At 60.0% G+C, this 15,924-nt stretch carries 14 protein-coding genes and 1 pseudogene; 9 read left to right on the top strand and 6 right to left on the bottom strand.

The features are described from left to right. Positions 1–56: 56 nt before the first annotated feature. Positions 57–656, bottom strand: a complete 600-nt coding sequence (gene gstA, locus ACLH0I_RS17840; protein ID WP_411387524.1) for a glutathione transferase GstA — start codon at positions 654–656, stop codon at positions 57–59. Between the two features lie 113 nt (positions 657–769). Between gstA and ACLH0I_RS17835 the strand changes: the two genes are divergently transcribed. The 3 genes and pseudogenes from ACLH0I_RS17835 to ACLH0I_RS17825 all read left to right on the top strand — a co-directional run bounded on the left by ACLH0I_RS17835 (position 770) and on the right by ACLH0I_RS17825 (position 3,115). After that, positions 770–1,675 carry a transcriptional regulator GcvA gene (locus ACLH0I_RS17835; protein ID WP_411384963.1) on the top strand — a complete coding sequence of 302 codons (906 nt, stop codon included), beginning with the start codon at positions 770–772 and terminating at the stop codon, positions 1,673–1,675. A gap of 84 nt (positions 1,676–1,759) precedes the next feature. Next, positions 1,760–2,527: pseudogene (locus ACLH0I_RS17830) on the top strand (PAS domain-containing protein); the annotation flags it as partial. A gap of 3 nt (positions 2,528–2,530) precedes the next feature. Then, positions 2,531–3,115: a methyl-accepting chemotaxis protein gene (locus ACLH0I_RS17825; protein ID WP_411387523.1), complete on the top strand. Its 585-nt coding sequence runs from the start codon at positions 2,531–2,533 to the stop codon at positions 3,113–3,115. On the opposite strand, the gene ACLH0I_RS17820 is transcribed toward ACLH0I_RS17825, so the two are convergent. From ACLH0I_RS17820 to ACLH0I_RS17810, 3 genes are all read right to left on the bottom strand, one after another. Further along, on the bottom strand, positions 3,096–4,745 hold the full coding sequence (locus ACLH0I_RS17820) for a hybrid sensor histidine kinase/response regulator (RefSeq protein WP_411384962.1): 1,650 nt from the start codon (positions 4,743–4,745) through the stop codon (positions 3,096–3,098). The two genes, ACLH0I_RS17825 and ACLH0I_RS17820, sit on opposite strands and share 20 nt — an antisense overlap. 92 nt (positions 4,746–4,837) lie before the next feature. After that, the gene (locus tag ACLH0I_RS17815; protein ID WP_411384961.1) at positions 4,838–5,335 is read right to left on the bottom strand and encodes a hypothetical protein; all 498 of its coding nucleotides are present in this window, start codon (positions 5,333–5,335) and stop codon (positions 4,838–4,840) included. Positions 5,336–5,655: 320 nt separating this feature from the next. After that, positions 5,656–6,294: a response regulator gene (locus tag ACLH0I_RS17810; protein ID WP_411384960.1), complete on the bottom strand. Its 639-nt coding sequence runs from the start codon at positions 6,292–6,294 to the stop codon at positions 5,656–5,658. A gap of 101 nt (positions 6,295–6,395) precedes the next feature. Here ACLH0I_RS17810 and ACLH0I_RS17805 point away from each other — a divergent pair, with 101 nt between their 5' ends. From ACLH0I_RS17805 to ACLH0I_RS17795, 3 genes are all read left to right on the top strand, one after another. Next, positions 6,396–8,003: a hybrid sensor histidine kinase/response regulator gene (locus ACLH0I_RS17805; protein ID WP_411384959.1), complete on the top strand. Its 1,608-nt coding sequence runs from the start codon at positions 6,396–6,398 to the stop codon at positions 8,001–8,003. A gap of 174 nt (positions 8,004–8,177) precedes the next feature. Further along, a complete protein-coding gene (locus ACLH0I_RS17800) occupies positions 8,178–10,232 on the top strand; it encodes a pyridoxamine 5'-phosphate oxidase family protein (RefSeq protein WP_411384958.1) in 2,055 nt (684 codons plus the stop codon). 688 nt (positions 10,233–10,920) lie between these two features. After that, complete coding sequence (locus ACLH0I_RS17795; protein WP_250966064.1) at positions 10,921–11,868, top strand: IS110 family transposase; 948 nt, start codon at positions 10,921–10,923, stop codon at positions 11,866–11,868. 144 nt (positions 11,869–12,012) lie between these two features. Here ACLH0I_RS17795 and ACLH0I_RS17790 read toward each other — a convergent pair whose 3' ends face one another. Further along, positions 12,013–12,654 carry a LysE family translocator gene (locus ACLH0I_RS17790; protein WP_411384957.1) on the bottom strand — a complete coding sequence of 214 codons (642 nt, stop codon included), beginning with the start codon at positions 12,652–12,654 and terminating at the stop codon, positions 12,013–12,015. 151 nt (positions 12,655–12,805) lie between these two features. Here ACLH0I_RS17790 and ACLH0I_RS17785 point away from each other — a divergent pair, with 151 nt between their 5' ends. Both ACLH0I_RS17785 and ACLH0I_RS17780 read left to right on the top strand, forming a co-directional pair. Further along, positions 12,806–13,060, top strand: coding sequence for a YceK/YidQ family lipoprotein (locus ACLH0I_RS17785; RefSeq protein WP_225917585.1), 255 nt, complete (start codon positions 12,806–12,808; stop codon positions 13,058–13,060). A 78-nt stretch (positions 13,061–13,138) separates the two neighbouring features. Further along, positions 13,139–13,753, top strand: coding sequence for a LysE family translocator (locus ACLH0I_RS17780; protein ID WP_411384956.1), 615 nt, complete (start codon positions 13,139–13,141; stop codon positions 13,751–13,753). Positions 13,754–13,905: 152 nt separating this feature from the next. Here ACLH0I_RS17780 and ACLH0I_RS17775 read toward each other — a convergent pair whose 3' ends face one another. Continuing rightward, positions 13,906–14,775 (bottom strand): SDR family oxidoreductase, encoded by an 870-nt coding sequence (locus ACLH0I_RS17775; RefSeq protein ID WP_411384955.1) that lies wholly within the window; start codon positions 14,773–14,775, stop codon positions 13,906–13,908. Between the two features lie 143 nt (positions 14,776–14,918). Between ACLH0I_RS17775 and ACLH0I_RS17770 the strand changes: the two genes are divergently transcribed. Further along, positions 14,919–15,794, top strand: coding sequence for a LysR family transcriptional regulator (locus ACLH0I_RS17770; protein WP_411384954.1), 876 nt, complete (start codon positions 14,919–14,921; stop codon positions 15,792–15,794). Positions 15,795–15,924 lie beyond the last annotated feature (130 nt).

Here is a 15,924-nt window from a genome sequence, read left to right as displayed (position 1 = left end):
CTTTGTGGGAGCGAGCTTGCTCGCGATAGCGGTGGGTCAGTTTGCACTGGGATGGATCATGCCGCTTCTGCCGCCATCGCCGCCCGGACGCTGGGACGTGCCGCGATTCGGGCCATGAACGACGCCAGTACCGGCCAGTCGCCGATCGCGATATCGAACAACGGCAACCAAGTCAAAACGGTGAACAGGTACGCGTCGGCCAGGCCGAAGCGGCCCATCAGGTAATCCTGTTGCTCCAGGGCCTGGCTGAGGTAGTCCAGGCGCTTGAACAGTCTTGCCCTGAAGATTGCCTTGGTTGACTCGGCGATATCGGCATTGAACAGCGGGGCACAGCCGCTATGGATCTCGGTGCTGATGAAGTTCAACCATTCCTGCAGACGAACTCGCTCCCAAGTGCCATTGGCCGGCGCAAGTGTATTCCCAGGGACCCGATCGGCCAGATACTGGACGATGGCGGGCCCCTCGGTCAGGACCTCACCGTTATCCAGCACCAAGGCGGCCACGTAACCCTTGGGGTTGATGCTAAGGAAGTCGCGTCCGTCGGCGGTGCGCTTGGTCTTGTTGTCGACCCGGATCAATTCAAAGGGCAAGCCCAATTCCCGCAACACGATGTGCGGGGACAATGAGCAGGTCAGGGGGGCGAAGTACAGTTTCATGGTTTCCTCAAGGCTGGGGGACATGCCGCCAGAATCCGTGAGAGCCGGAACATTTTCAAAGGACATCTTCAGTGCTAGCGTATGACAAAATCTCATGAGCATGCCCTCCCATCATGGCCGACAGAATCCCATCCTTGAACGGCCTGAAAGCCTTCGAATCGGCAGCTCGACACATGAGCTTTACCAGGGCTGCCGAAGAGCTGAACGTCACCCAGACAGCGATCAGTCATCAAATTCGCCGGCTCGAAGAGGAGCTGGGTGTGCGCTTGTTCTTGCGGCTCAAGGATGGTTTGGCCCTGACAAACGAAGGCCAGGCCTATTTTCCCGGCGTTCGTTCGGCCTTCCATGAGTTGCGCTATTGCACTGGGATGTTGCTGGAGAGCCGCAACAACAGTGTCTTGACGATCAGTACGTTGGTTTCATTTGCCTCTAAATGGTTGCTGCCGCGGCTGGCGTCGTTCCAGCAGGCGTTTCCCACTATCGATGTGCACGTCACGGCGTCCACGGAGCGGGTGGATTTGCGCAAGGGCGGTGTCGATGCGGCCATTCGTTACGGTGTCGGCGACTGGAAGGGCGTGCGGGCCGACTGGCTGATGGCCGACGACATCTTCCCGGTGTGCAGCCCCAGGTTGCTGCACGGTCCGACCGCCTTGCGGACCCCAGGCGACCTGGCCCAACACACGTTGTTGCAGGTCAGCGGGGTGACCAGCGGCGACTGGAGTGCGTGGCTGAGCGCCGCCGGCCAACCCACAAAACTGGCCGAAGGCAGCCGGCTGACATTCGACCTGGCCATGATGGCTGTTCAGGCGGCGGTGGACGGCCTGGGTGTGTGCATCGGTCGCTCAACCTATGTCGAGGATGACCTGAGGGCTGGACGACTGGTTGCACCCTTTGACCTGCGATTGAGGTCCGACCTGGGCTTCTATTTCGTCACCCCCCATGAACTGGCCGATTCGCCAAAAGTGCAGGCCTTTAGAAGCTGGTTGATGGATTCGGTGGGTTTTGGCGCCGAAACATAATTACGCCGTACCGTTCAGCCCCCAGCCAACCCGCCGATATGAATAGAAGGTCCGGTTACTTTCAGGGTTCACCGAGGGTACGTCATGTTTAATAAAACACTAAAAAACGAACTGACGGCTAGGACGGCCGAATTGGCAACCTACAAGGGATTGGTCGGCGCCCTTGAGCGATCGATGGCGGTTATCGAATTCAGTCCCGACGGCAAGGTGCTGCGGGCGAACGAGAACTTTCTGAAAACGATGGGCTACCGTGCGGAGCAAGTGACCAGCCTGTCCCATCGGGATTTCTGCACCCCGGCGCTGGCGGGCAGCGCCGAATACCGCGAATTCTGGAACCAGTTGCGCGCCGGGCAATTCGTTTCCGGCACGTTTCAGCGCCGCAGCGCGTCAGGCCAGAACGTGTGGCTGGAAGCCAGCTATAACCCGGTGGTGGACGAACAGGGCCGCGTCGTAAAAGTAGTCAAGTACGCACTCGATGTCACTGCCAAAGTGACCGCTGAGGCCGAAACCCGTGGCCGGCTGGCGGCCCTCGACCGGGCCATGGCAGTCATCGAGTTCGACCTGGGCGGCAACATCCTGACCGCCAACGACAACTTCACGAATGTCATGAATTACTCATTGGCTGAACTCAAGGGCAAGCACCATCGGATGTTTTGCGAACCGAGCCTGGTGGGCAGCTCGGAGTACAGCGATTTCTGGCGTCGTCTCAACGCCGGTGAGTTTTTCAGCGGGCAATTCAAGCGCCTCGGCAAGAACGGCAGAGTCGTCTGGCTGGAAGCCAGCTACAACCCGGTCTACGACGCCGAAGGCAAGTTGTGCAAAATCGCGAAGTTCGCCAGCGACATCACCGAGCGGGTGGAGAAATTCGAAGAGGATTCCCGCGGCGCGTCCCGGGCGTACCACATCTCCGCCGAGACCGAGCGGGTGGCCGAACAGGGCGCCCAGGTGATCCATCAGACCGCCAAGGAAATGCGCGAGATCGCCGACAACATCGGCGCCTCCGCGCGCCTGGTTGGGCAACTGGGGGCGCGTTCGGAAGAGATCACCGCCATCGTCAACACCATTCGCGGCATTGCGGACCAGACCAACCTGCTGGCCCTCAACGCGGCCATCGAGGCGGCGCGGGCTGGCGATCAGGGGAGGGGGTTCGCGGTGGTGGCCGACGAGGTCCGGCAACTGGCCGGGCGCACCAGTCGCTCCACGTCGGAGATCGCCGAAATGATCGGCATGATTCTTTCCGAAACCCGGGATGCCGTCGCGAGCATGAACGTGACCCATGAGGGCGCCTTGCGCGGCGTCACCCTGGCAGACCAGGCCGGATCGGTCATCGTGCAGATCCGGAACGGGACCACCGATGCCCTCGATGCGGTGAGCATGTTTGCGTCCAAGCTCGACGAGTCCGAGGTGATTCCCAAGACGGCTATCGGCTGGGTGGGTTGAGGTGAGCTGAGTCCACGCCCCTGCGATCCATGCGTTTGACGAGCTCGAGCAATACCGCTCGCAGCTCCGGCGGTCGCACGGGCTTGGCCAGCACCGAGATGTTCAGGCTGTGCAGCGATTGGCGTATCCGCTCGATCTCATGCCCGGTGATGACCAACGCAGGGACTTGCCAGCCGCGCTGCTCGCGTATCGCGGCAATGCACTCGGCGCCCGAGACTTTCGTGCCCAGGTCGAAATCGGCGATGACAATGTCGCAATCGCTGGTCAACCCCTCGCCGTCGCTGTGGGTTTCAACCTCGCAACCCCATTTTTCCAGGAGCGCCGACGTCGCCATCAGCACGTTGGCGTCGTCTTCTACCAAGCACACGCGCAATCCGTCCAGGCGATTCTGGACGGGCGCTACCTTGGGTTCCATGAACCTTGGAGCCGCCAGTTCCAGGCCGCTGATTGCCACCTGGGTGCCTTGGCCGACCTTGGAGCGGATGTGTATATCGACACCGAGGATCTGGCTGATGCGCTTGACGATGGACAGGCCCAGGCCTAGACCCTCGACATCTTTATCGCGTACATGGCGCACGCGGTAGAACTCCTTGAACACTTGCGGCAGATGCTCGGCGGCGATGCCGCGGCCCTTGTCGTAGATCACCACCGCCAGGCGCTTGCCCTGGCGACGCACGCCAATGAGTACCGGTTGGCCGGGCGCGTATTTGAGGGCGTTGGACAACAGGTTCTGGATCATTGTGGTCAGCATGCCCGGATTGACGTTGACCCAATAAGGGCAGGCGCGCAGGCGCAGCTCGACCCCGGCCCAGCGAGCCGCCTCGGTGTTCTGCTTGACCACGTCCTGCAATAAGGCCCCCAAGTGAATGGTGTCGGCCTGGGGTACCAGCTTGCCGTGATCCAGGGTGTAGATATCGAGGATCGAACGGAACAACTGCGAGACGGTGTGCAGCGAGCGGTCGATATTGTCCACCAGCCGCAGTTCTTCCATGCCCAGCCTGGCGTCACGCAGGCAGGCGGTGAACAGGCCGATGGAGTGGATCGGTTGGCGCAGGTCGTGGCTGGCCTGGGCGAGGAATCGCGACTTCTCCTGGTTGGCCAAAAGCGCTTCCTCGGAGGCAATGCGTGTGCGCTTGAGCAGAATGTGTGCATAGGCTGGCACCACGATGGTAGTGACGATCAGCATGAGGAACATGTAGGGCTGGGTGCGCCAGAAGGGTTGAAGGCAGAAAATCAGCACCAGGGTCGACAGCGCGATAACGGTGGCCAGCGCCAGGTAGCGCGAGCCGAAGCGCATGCCATTACCCAAGGTTACCCAGAGCAGTGCTGCGTAGATCGGCAGTGCACTTTCACCTCCCAGCACCATGGCGAAAGCGATGCCTGTGTAGTCATGCAGCATCGTGAAAAGGCGTCGCCAGAAGAAGTGTCCTGGCCAGCGCTTGATGATCATGCGCAGGAACACCGAGACGAAAATGAACGTGCCGATGTAAATAATGATGGGCACGTAGCTGGCGGCGTCTTCTGGATACAGGCCGGCCAGGATGACGATATACAAGAGCGCACAGGCGCTGACGGTCAGGCGTAACGTGGCCTGGTCGAGTTCACTGTTCTTTTCCACCGGCTTTGGCATCTCATGACTTTTGATGCCTCCAAGCGTAGCCGCTAGCCTCGGTGAAAGTTGGGGGCAGGCTGACGCTGTCCCCAACGGATGGCGCCATTGTGTCAGTAGACCCTGTAGTACTTCACGACATCGTCGATGAAATAGATGGTCAATACCGAACCTTGGGTCTGGCTTTGGCCTGTTTTCGTGCCGGTCGCGCTGCTGACGTCATTGGCCACGGTTTGTGCCTTGGCCAGTTGCGCCGAGGTTTCATACATCTTCAGGCTCGTTTCAGTCGACACGTACTTATGGGCCAGCTTCATGTACTTGTCGAGGCCCTCATCATTCTTTTCATAGGTCCAGTTCGACTCGTTGCTGGTGCTGGTCGAATTGAGTTCCTCATTGGTCGGCGCACCGAACATCTGCGTGATCTGGCCTTTTGTCGTCTTGCCCGGAATGATCGTTTGCTTGAGGTAGGTGACGTCGTACTTCTGGGTTCCCTGGTTCAGGGTGTTCATCAACTTACCCAAGTCACCGGTGTTCGCACAGCCGTTGAGTACGCCCGCCAGCACGCACAGTGCCAATCCATTTCCAAGTGTTTTTCCATAGTTGAAGGACATAATGACTTTCCTTGAGTTAATGTCAGGACCCTTCCACTTCAACCGGGCAGACGGTGAAGTTGATCCAGCATTGCGCCGCCGAGCGATTTATTTAATCCACGGGCTTCGCACGCCGTAACTTTTCAATAGGCACAGTGATACGGCACGGCGTAGGTATGGCGCGTTGGTTTTGTTTTATGTTTGGCTGTTCGAGCCGCTTTTTTTCAGAGCGTCTTCAGCTTAGGGGGAGAGTACGGAGCGAAGCTATAGTACAAGTGTGCTATGGCCTTGGCGGCGGACAGGGGGGATAACGCTCAATGATTATTCACAACGTCATACCTTCACGTCTGCGGTTTGCCCAACCATCCGCCATCGCCTGGAACGTTGGGAAATTGCGCCGCAGCCGCTGAACGTGTGGGAACACCCAGGGATTTGAGCAGGCTTGAGACATGGATGCGTACCGTGAAGGGGGAAATGCCCAGCGCCCGGGCTATTTCCTTGTTGGTCTTGCCGGCGGCGATCAAACCAAGCACTTGTCGCTGACGAGCGGTCAGTTGCGAAAGTGCATCATCCAAGATGGCGTTTTCCGCCTGATACTTGACCACTACTTCGCCTTCGCGAATTGCCATGATGGCGTCGGCGATATCGGCGGGGTCGATATTCTTACCGATGAAACCGTCGGCACCCAGCGCCATTACCTGGGAAATAACATCCCTGTCATCCACCATCGAAACCACAATGATCGAGGTGCGTTTGAATTCATGACGCAACTGGCTTATGACCTGCAGCGATTTAATACCGGGGAAGCGCAAATCCAGCACCAGGGAGTCCACTTCGATGCCGGACCGCGCCAGAGCCAGCACTTCGTCCAGATTACCAGCTTGTTCTATGGTGGCCGTCGGCAGAAGCCGTTCGATGGTTCTCAACATACCTTCACGAAACAAAGGATGGTCATCGGCCACAATAACTCGGCAGGTCATGCTTCAGATCCTTCTGAGTTCAAGTTTGCGCATCGTAACCTAAACTGCTCCCTCGGGTTTCAAGTTTGAAACAACCTTTCGTGTGGAATAATCCTGTGGTTATGACGGAAAAGAATAGCGAGCTTGATCAAGCGACGCTGAGATTGACGGTCGGTGCCTGTACGGCGCTCTACATCATTGTGGTGGCCTGTCTGGCCAGTGATTTCGAAACGTATGTACCGATCCTGTGGTACATGGCCTTTTTCTTTGGCGCCGCGGTCCCGCTGCGGATGGCGATCAAGCGTTGGCCCGGGCACTTCTTCCTGCGTCGTCTTTTTGCGATGACCCTGGATTATGCAAGCCTCGCCTTCGCCTTGATCGTGGGTGGGGAGGGTCTGCTACCGGTGTACGCTGCATTGCTCTGGGTCACGTTGGGCAATGGCATGCGTTTCGGCTCGCGCTACCTGGCGCTGGCGACCGCTATCGCGCTGTCGACCCTGGTGGTGATTTTCCTGCTCACGCCGTTCTGGCGTGGCCAGCCCTACCTGTTCCTGATGCTGATCGTCACCACCATCGTGGTGCCTGCCTACGCGCATATCCTGCTGACCCGTACCCGCATCGCTTCGGAAGAGGCAATTGCCGCGAACCAGGAAAAATCCCGCTTCCTGGCCCAGGCCAGCCATGACTTGCGCCAGCCGATTCACTCGATCGGTTTGTTTACCGCTTGCCTGCGCGATGCCCGGCTGGGGCAGGAAGAGTTGCGACTGGTGGACAATATCGACCGTTCGTTGCACATCGTGTCGCAGCTGTTTCGTTCGATCCTGGACATCTACACCCTCGATAACGGCCAACTTGAACCGCAGGCCGAACCCGTGCACCTGGGCACGTTGCTCCAGGACGTAGTCAAGCAAAACACCGAAGCCGCCCGCTGGGCCGGTGTCGAGTTGCGCCTGCGGCCTTGTCGGCACTGGGTCAATGTCAACGCCGGGCTGTTGGCGACCATGGTGCAGAACCTGATCTCCAATACCCTCAAATACGCCCCCGGCCAACCGGTGTTGATCGGCGTGCGTCCGAAAGGCCGTGGCTTGGCCATTGTCATTTACGACAAGGGCCGGGGCATTGCCGCCGAGCATCTGCCCGAGGTGTTCAAGGAGTTTTATCGGGTACGCCACGTCCGGGACAAGGACGTCGAAGGGCTGGGCCTGGGGTTGTCCATCGTCAAGCGAATCAGCCAGTTGATCAACCTGGAGATCCGGTTGGACTCCCGCCTGGGCAAGGGGACGCGCGCGATGATCCAGGGGCTGGAAAGGGTCGCGCCAAGGGTTGTGGCGCACAGGCCGGTGCCCACGCAAGGCCGTTTGCAAGGTTTGCGGGTGTGCCTGGTGGAGGACGACGCCAACGTGCTGATGGCAACGTCAGCGCTACTGGAAAAATGGGGCTGTGAAGTGGAAACTCACAGCGATGGGGTCGGGGTGACCAGTGACTGCGACATCATCATTGCCGACTTCGACCTGGGTACGAAGGTCTCCGGTTCCGAATGCATCGCTGCAATTCGCGAGCAACGGGGCTGGGAAGTCCCCGCCATGATCATGACCGGCCATGACATCGAAAGAATTCGTCATTCGCTGCACCACATGAACATTTCAATCCTGGCCAAGCCCGTGCGACCTCCGGAGTTGCGGGTGACCCTGCTCGAATTGACCAAGCATTTCGCCCGTGTCAGGACCTGAGCCCATCCTTCCATTTTATGAAACGGTGGATTGCAGTTTGTGCGTATTCCTGCGCAGCCGCTTTGGGCAGAAGATGACGCCAGCCACTTGCACGCCCGTGCAGAAGCTGGCGGAGAGTCCTTAACCATAGCGCACTGGCGCAGGCATTCATGCTGCGGGTGCGAGGAGTCGCTGATGGACGAAGTCGTGAAAGCCAAAACCTCGCCCTGGCACGAAGGCGAGCTGACCCTGCAGCGCGCCGTCGGGGCCGTCGACATGATGGCCAGTGTCGGCCAACGGCAACTGGCCCGCACATGGATGCCGGACCAGCACCGGGCGTTCTACGCCCAGTTGCCGTTCGTGGTGCTGGGTGCGGTGGATCGCCAAGGCGATGTCTGGGCAACCCTGCGCGCAGGACAACCGGGCTTCATGAACTCGCCCGATCCGCAGACCCTGCACATCAACCTCGAGCCCGAGCCGAACGACCCGGCCCAGGAAGGCATGGGCGAGGGTGATGCCATCGGCATGCTGGGGATCGAATTGCACACTCGGCGACGTAATCGCATGAACGGCGTCGTGCGCCGTCAGCTTGCCCCAGGGCTAGAGATTGCCGTGAGCCAGGCCTACGGCAACTGCCCTCGCTACATCAATCTGCGCCAGTACCATTTTGTCGATGCGCAGGCTGTTGCGCCGCGTCAATTGACCGTCTCGGACCCGCTGGTGCGGCGCCTGGTGACGGCGGCCGATTCGTTTTATATCGCCACCTATGTGGTGCGTGACGGCGAACGGCAGGTCGATGCCTCTCATCGCGGCGGCAAGCCGGGCTTCGTGCGCATGGACGAAGACGGATCGCTGACCATCCCGGACTTTTCCGGCAATCTGTTCTTCAACACCCTGGGCAATATCCTGCTCAACCCTCGGGCCGGGCTGGTGTTCGTCGATTTCCAGACCGGCGATCTGCTGCAAATGAGCGGTTCGGCGCAAGTGCTGCTGGACGATCCCGAGATCAGTGCCTTCCAGGGCGCCGAGCGGCTGCTGCGCTTCACGCCGCAGCGCATCGTCCATCGCCCGGCCGCCATCGCGCTGCGTTGGAAGGACCAGGACGAGGGCGACTCGCCCAATTCATTGATGACCGGCAGTTGGGAGCAGGCCGCCGAGCGCTTGCAGGCCGAGGCGCTGCGCAGCCGTTGGCGTTCGTTGCAGGTTGAGCGGGTGGTGGACGAGAGCCCAGACATTCGCTCGTTCTACCTACAGGCGAGCGATGGCTTGGGGTTGCCCCGGTTTGAAGCCGGGCAACATGTGCCGGTGCGAATTCTGTTGGAGGGGCACAAAGCCCCGTCGATCCGGACCTATAGCGTCTCAAGCGCACCGTCGGATGATTTCCTGCGCATCAGCGTCAAGCGCGATGGATCGGTGTCTTCCCATCTGCATGAACACGTGCGGGCGCTGCATGAGATCGAAGCGCGGGCGCCCCAGGGGCACTTCACGGTCCAGCCCACCGAGCGCCGTCCGTTGGTATTGCTGGCCGCGGGGGTGGGCATCACGCCACTGTTGTCGATGTTGCGCGAGGTGGTTTACCAGGGGCGACGCATCAGCCGCATGCGCCCGGTCTGGCTGGTGCAAAGCGCCCGCTCGGTGGCCGACCTGGCGTTCCGTGAAGAGATCGACGAGCTGGCCGCCCGTGCTGGCGATAAGCTTCAGGTACTGCGCATGGTCAGCCAACCGCCCACCGAGGCGGGGGCAGGTGAAGGCTACGATCTGGCAGGGCGGATCGATGTGGAACTGCTCAAGCGGCTGCTGCCGCTCAATGACTACGATTTCTACCTGTGCGGGCCAGGCAGCTTTACCCAGGCGCTGTATGACGGGCTGCGTAAATTGCGCATTCCTGACGACCGCATCCATGCGGAAACCTTCGGGCCTTCCACCCTTGTGCGGGATATCGAAGTCAGTGTCCCGGCGCCCCAGCAAGTACCGGCCGCGAGCGAGGCGGTGAAGGTCTTGTTCGCCAGTTCCGGCAAGGAAGCTCGTTGGGAGCCTGGCAGTGGAACGCTGCTGGAGCTGGCCGAAGCGCGCGGCCTGACTCCGGAGTTCAGTTGCCGCGGCGGTTCCTGCGGCACCTGCAAAACCCGCTTGAGCCGCGGCCAGGTGCATTACCTGAGCCAGCCGGCCGAACCGGTGGGCGAAGGTGAAGTGCTGATCTGCTGCGCCGTGCCGGCCCAAGGGAGCGAGCCGTTGGTGCTTGAGGTTTAGATCCCTCGGCGCAACGAAGGCGGTGTGTCAGTTTGCGGTGATGTTGGATGGGCCGGCCTCATCGCGAGCAAGCTCGCTCCCACATTGGATACTCAGTGAACACAAATCTTGTGCCCGGCCCCAAATCCCTGTGGGAGCGAGCCTGAACTCGCGAAGGCGGTGTGTCAGTTTGCGGTGATGTTGGATGGGATGGCCTCATCGCGAGCAAGCTCGCTCCCACATTGGATACTCAGTGAACACAAATCTTGTGCCCGGCCCCAAATCCCCTGTGGGAGCGAGCCTGCTCGCGAAGGCGGTGTGTCAGTTTGCGGTAATGTTGGATGGGATGGCCTCATCGCGAGCAAGCTCGCTCCCACATTGGATACTCAGTGAACACAAATCTTATATCCGGCCCCCAATCCCTGTGGGAGCGAGCCTGCTCGCGAAGGCGGCGTGTCAGTTTGCGGTGATGTTGGATGGGCCGGCCTCATCGCGAGCAAGCTCGCTTGTATGGTAGGACTTGAAGGGAGGAGGAGGGACAAGGCTCGATTCTGACTGTTCGCGCAGTACAGACCGTGGGAGATTTCGCCCCTCCTCCTTTCACCCAAGCGCCGATAAAGAATGCTTCGGCCTGGATCGACGATAGAGACAAGCCTGCGCCTCTGGGTGACCCCTTCAAGTGTTCAAACCTTAGCCCGGAGGATTTTCAATGGCAATGCCGGTTTCTGTCACAAAGCCGATCGTGGGCGTGGATGTCGCCAAGAACGAGCTGGTGATCTATCACGCAGAGCTTGATGTGTTGGAAGCGATTCCCAACGACAAGGCGGCCATCAAAAGGTGGTTGAAAGTACTGCCGGGGCCCGTCGATGTCGCCATTGAGTCGACCAATATCTATCACTTGGATTTTGCTGATCTGGCCTATGAGGCCGGTTGCACGATCTATATGGTGGGCGGTTATGAACTTCACCATTACCGCAAAGGCGTAAAAGTACGCGCCAAAACCGACGCGCTGGACGCCAAGCTGCTGGCTCGTTACCTGAAGAACGAAGGGCATGAGCTTCATCCATGGGCGCCGCCATCTCCGTTGTATCGCCAGCTTCTAAGCCTTTTCCGCCGTCGCGCTGCGTTGGTTCAGGCTCGAGTCGCCCTGGTACAAAGCTGGGCCAATGAGCCGCTGCTCAAGACCGCTTTCGCCGAGCAAATCGCCGCCATGCAGAGGCTTGAGACATTGATCGAGAAGACGATCAAGGATCATCTGAAAAATGCTGGTTTGCTAGGTCAACTGAACCATTGCCTGAAGGTCGAGGGCATCGGATTTCTGACCGGAGCCCGCTTACTTACGGCGTTTCAGCGGGGCGACTTCAAAAACGCAGACGCCTTCATTGCCTTCTTGGGGATGGATTTGCGAGTGTCCCAATCAGGACAAAAAGACGACCGCCGAAGCTTGAGCAAACGAGGCGATCCGGAAGTTCGTCGGCTTTTGCACAACGCAGCCATGTCGGCTAGCCGTACGCCTGCCTGGAAAGGCTTTTATGAAAAACTAAGAGCTCAAGGCTTCGCTACCACCCAGGCGCTAGTGATACTGGCACGCAAGCTTGCTCGGATCGTATTCGCTCTGCTGAAAGGGCAAAGCGAATACCAACCAAAAGCGGCTTGAGGGCTTCCCCTCAACCATAGAATCTCCCACATTGGATACTCAGTGCACATAAATCTTGTGCCCGGTCCCAAATCCCCTGTGGGAGCGAGCTTGCTCGCGATGACGATGGTCCAGTCACATGGATTTCGCGCAGCAAGCCGCCTCCTAAGCGGCTGGCCGACGCATCGCCAGGATCGCCGCACCGAAGCCGATGAAGGTAGAGCCAACGAGCCGGCTGATCCACACGGAAAACTCGGGTCGTTTCAGCACGCCTTTGGCCTGGGCGGCAATGGCTGCATACAGGCTCAAGGACACCAGCGACAAGCCGGCGAATATCGATGTCAGAATCAGGAACTGCGGCAGCAGCGCGGCGCTCTGGTCGATGAATTGCGGGAACAGGGCGGTGAAGAACATCGTCGCCTTTGGGTTGGTGATGGCCGTCAGGAACGCCGACTTGTACAGTTTTGAACGCGATGGCTTGCGGGTCGTACCGTCCACTTGCATATCCGGCGCGAGTATCGGGCTCTTCTTGAACAACTGCTTGGCACCCAGGTAGAACAGATAACCGGCCCCCAGGACTTTCACCGCATTGAACAGCCATTCGGAGCTGGCGAGCAACGCGCCGAGGCCCAGCATGGCGGCGGCCGACAGGCAGAACAGCCCGCTGGCGTTGCCCACCGATGACCACACCGCGTAGCGCGGGCCGTAGGCCAGGCTGTTATTGATCGCCATCAAGGTGGCCGGTCCAGGACTGGCGATAGCGATGGCCGCGACCAGGGTAAAGGCGAGAATCGAGTGCAGTTCCATTGTTCACATTCGCGACTGATTGACAGGGTGAGCATCCTACAGGAGAACCTGGCGTCGCCGCTTCAGTCTTCCAACATGCCCTATAGGTCGCCCGCCATCGGTGCTACAGTCCAGCCTTTCAGGGAGAGCGAGCGTCATGCGGATCGTAATAATGACTTTGATCATGGCGCTGCTGGCAGGCTGTGCGACGGCCAACGAAACCTTTGGCATGGGGCAACTCTGCGGCCGCCAGCCATACTGCGGTGCGGCCACCGATATCGAGATCATCAAGGGCGCGACGAACGACAACGACGTTTACTCACGCGCGCTGGCACCGTTTGCAATCATTGACCTGCCTTTCAGTATCGTCGCCGATACGTTGATCCTGCCCTATACGATTTTTCATATGAGGCCTGCCGAGGAATAGTGGCGTTGCCCCGTGCACAGGGCAGCCATACGGCATTTTGGATAACGACCACCGCCTACAGAGTTCGCGAGGACGCACATGATCGACGGTTCCGCTGTCTTGACAGTTTTTTTGGTCTACCTGGCCGGTGTGGTGATTCCTGGGCCGAATTTTGTCGCGGTAGTCCATAAGGCGGTGGCTGCTACACGGCCTGAAGCGCTGGCCCTGGTCGGGGGAATCGTGCTGGTCAATCTGTTCTGGTCTTCCTGCGCGATTGCGGGCCTCGGGGTTGTATTCGCTGCACTCCCCTGGGCTGGGCTGTTGATAAAGGTCCTGGGGGCAGCCTACCTGATGTGGTTCGGGCTGCGCCTGCTGATCAATGCGGGCAAGCATGCGCCTGGCCTGCTAAGCGATGCCCTCGCCGGTAGTTGCCGCCAGTCCTTTATCCAAGGTGTGGTGACCAATATCGGCAACCCCAAGTCCATGGCGTTTTATGCCGCTGTTTTCTCAGCCGCGGCGCCCGCCCACGTGTCGCCAGGCACGTTTTTGTCGATGCTGGCCGTGGTCGTGGTGGTTTCAATGGCCTGGTATGGAATGGTCGCCATTGCTCTTTCCCAGCCCAGGATTGCGTGCGCCTATCAAGGGAGAAGAAAAGCAATTGATCGACTGTGCGGTGGTTTGATTCTGTCTCTAGGGATTCGCCAGTTGGCTTAGTCTGCTCTCAAGTGAACAGGGTGATCGCGCCTGTCAGCAGCGACAACCCAGGATCCTGGGGTTGATATCGCGGCGTGGTCGGGCACTGCCTCCAGTCGCGCAACGGCTGTTCGATTCGCGGGTGGCGATCGGGAAGTAGTGCCCTGCGCTGTTCAAACCCCGGCGACGGCCTCGCGAACGAAGTCTTCATAGGTGCGCAACGGGCGTCCAAGGATCGCCTGTAACCGTTCCACGGTTCCTTCGGCCGCCTGCATGCCAAACGTCTGGATGCCAGCCATCATCAGGCGCATGTCATAAGCCAGCCAAGCGGGACCGTACGCCGCCAATTGCGCTTCGAAGGCGGCCACATCGTCACCGCCATAGGCGACCTCGCGACCCAGGGCGGCACTCCAGATTTTCGCCACGGCGGCACCAGTCAGTACTTGCGGGCCGACCAGGTCCAGGGTGACCCGTTCCAGGGCCGAAGGCGCCCTGTCGCGGCGCAGCAGCTCGGCGACGGCGATGTCGGCGATGTCGCGGGCATCGATCATCGACACGCCCACCGAGCCGATCGGCATCGGGTACACCGAGTAGTCCCGGATCGTCTGCTGGACCATCGATTCGTTTTGCATGAAGTAGGCCGGGCGCAGGATGGTCGCTGGGATGTCGAGGTTTTCGATCATGCGCTCGACCGTGTGCTTGCCAGTGAAGTGCGGTACCTGGGTGAACTTGTCGGCATGGATCACCGACAGGTAGACGATGCGCTCGATGCCGGCTTCGCGAGCGAGGTTCAAGGTGATGAGGGCTTGCGTCACCTCGTCGGGGGTCACGGCGTTGAGCAGGAACAGCGTCCGTGCCGACGCCAGGGCATTGCGCAACGAAGGGACGTCGGTGAGGTCGGCCACGACTTCAGCGACGCCCGCCGGGAACGTGCCTTTGCCGGGCTGGCGCACGAGGGCTTTGACCTCGGCGCCTGCGCCGGCGAGGCGTTGAACGATGAGTGATCCGAGGGTGCCCGTGGCGCCGGTAACGAGAATGCTCATTTTGAATCTCCTGCGAAGGGTGGGGAAGCCAGAAAAGTTCGCTACGGCCTTGTCGGTCCGCTGCGATGGACAAACGATATGGTGTTGCAGGAGTAAAACAAAGACGCCAGGATGTAGACACTCCGTTGCATAAGTGGAACACCATGAACCTGAACGCGTTGACCGATTTCACCCTCGTTGCCACGAATGAAGGGTTGGGCAAGGCCAGCCGTGCCAGCGGCATATCCAAGGCCACCTTGTCGCGTCGTATCGCCGACCTTGAGGAACAATTGGGTGTCCGGCTGATCGAGCGCAGCGCCCGCGGCTTGAAGCTCACCGAGGCCGGCGCGCTGTTGCTGGCCCGGGCCGAGGGGCCATTGGCCGAGGTGGCGGAAGCCATGGCGGCGGCGAAGGAGGGTGTATCGACGCCGCGCGGACGCTTGCGTGTCGCTGCCCCGGTCCTGTTCTCGCAGCTCGCGATGGGACGCATCGGCGCCGAGTTTTGCGCGGCCTATCCTGACGTCACGATCGAGGCCATTGCCGAGGACCGTTTGGTTGATCTCGTCGAGGAGCAATTTGATGTCGCCATCCGGATCAACCCGAGCCCGGACAGCGATCTGGTCGGCCGCTGCTTCGCCAAGGACCGGCTGGTGGTCGTGGCTGCGCCTGAAGTACCCAAGCCTGCGCCCGGCGCCCTCCGTTCGGTTCCCGGCATTGTGGTTTCGAGTTTCGAGCCTGCCCATTGGACACTCGATGGCGGCCACCTGGTCCTGGAGCCGATCCCCAGGCTGCGCTTCTCTTCGTTCCTGATGATCCGCGATGCAGCTATCGCCGGTGGTGGGGCGGCCCTTCTCCCACAGTCGATCGCCTGGAACCCGTTGGCCAGTGGCGAGTTGGTCCAGTGGGGCACGGTAACGGGCAAGGAAGCCGAACTCTGGGTCCTGCACACGTCCCGGCGACTGGCTGCGCCGAAGGTGCGGGCCTTTGTCGATTTCATGTGCGCCAGGTATCCGGACCTGTCGCTGATACTGAACGGATAGCGTCCTCTGCAACCGGCAGGCAGTGGGCGCTGGACCGGTGAATCGGCGGCAGTCTCGCAGAAGTGCAGCTAAGCTCACGGCCATTGAGGGGACAAAAATAACTTTCCCTAGGGACGCCACATCTCTGGCA

Origin of the sequence: Pseudomonas sp. MPB03 (genome assembly GCF_046605385.1) — a bacterium.
GTDB lineage: Bacteria > Pseudomonadota > Gammaproteobacteria > Pseudomonadales > Pseudomonadaceae > Aquipseudomonas > Aquipseudomonas zanjanensis.
Note: the sequence above shows the minus strand (reverse complement) of the source record. Positions and strands in the feature narration are given on the sequence as shown.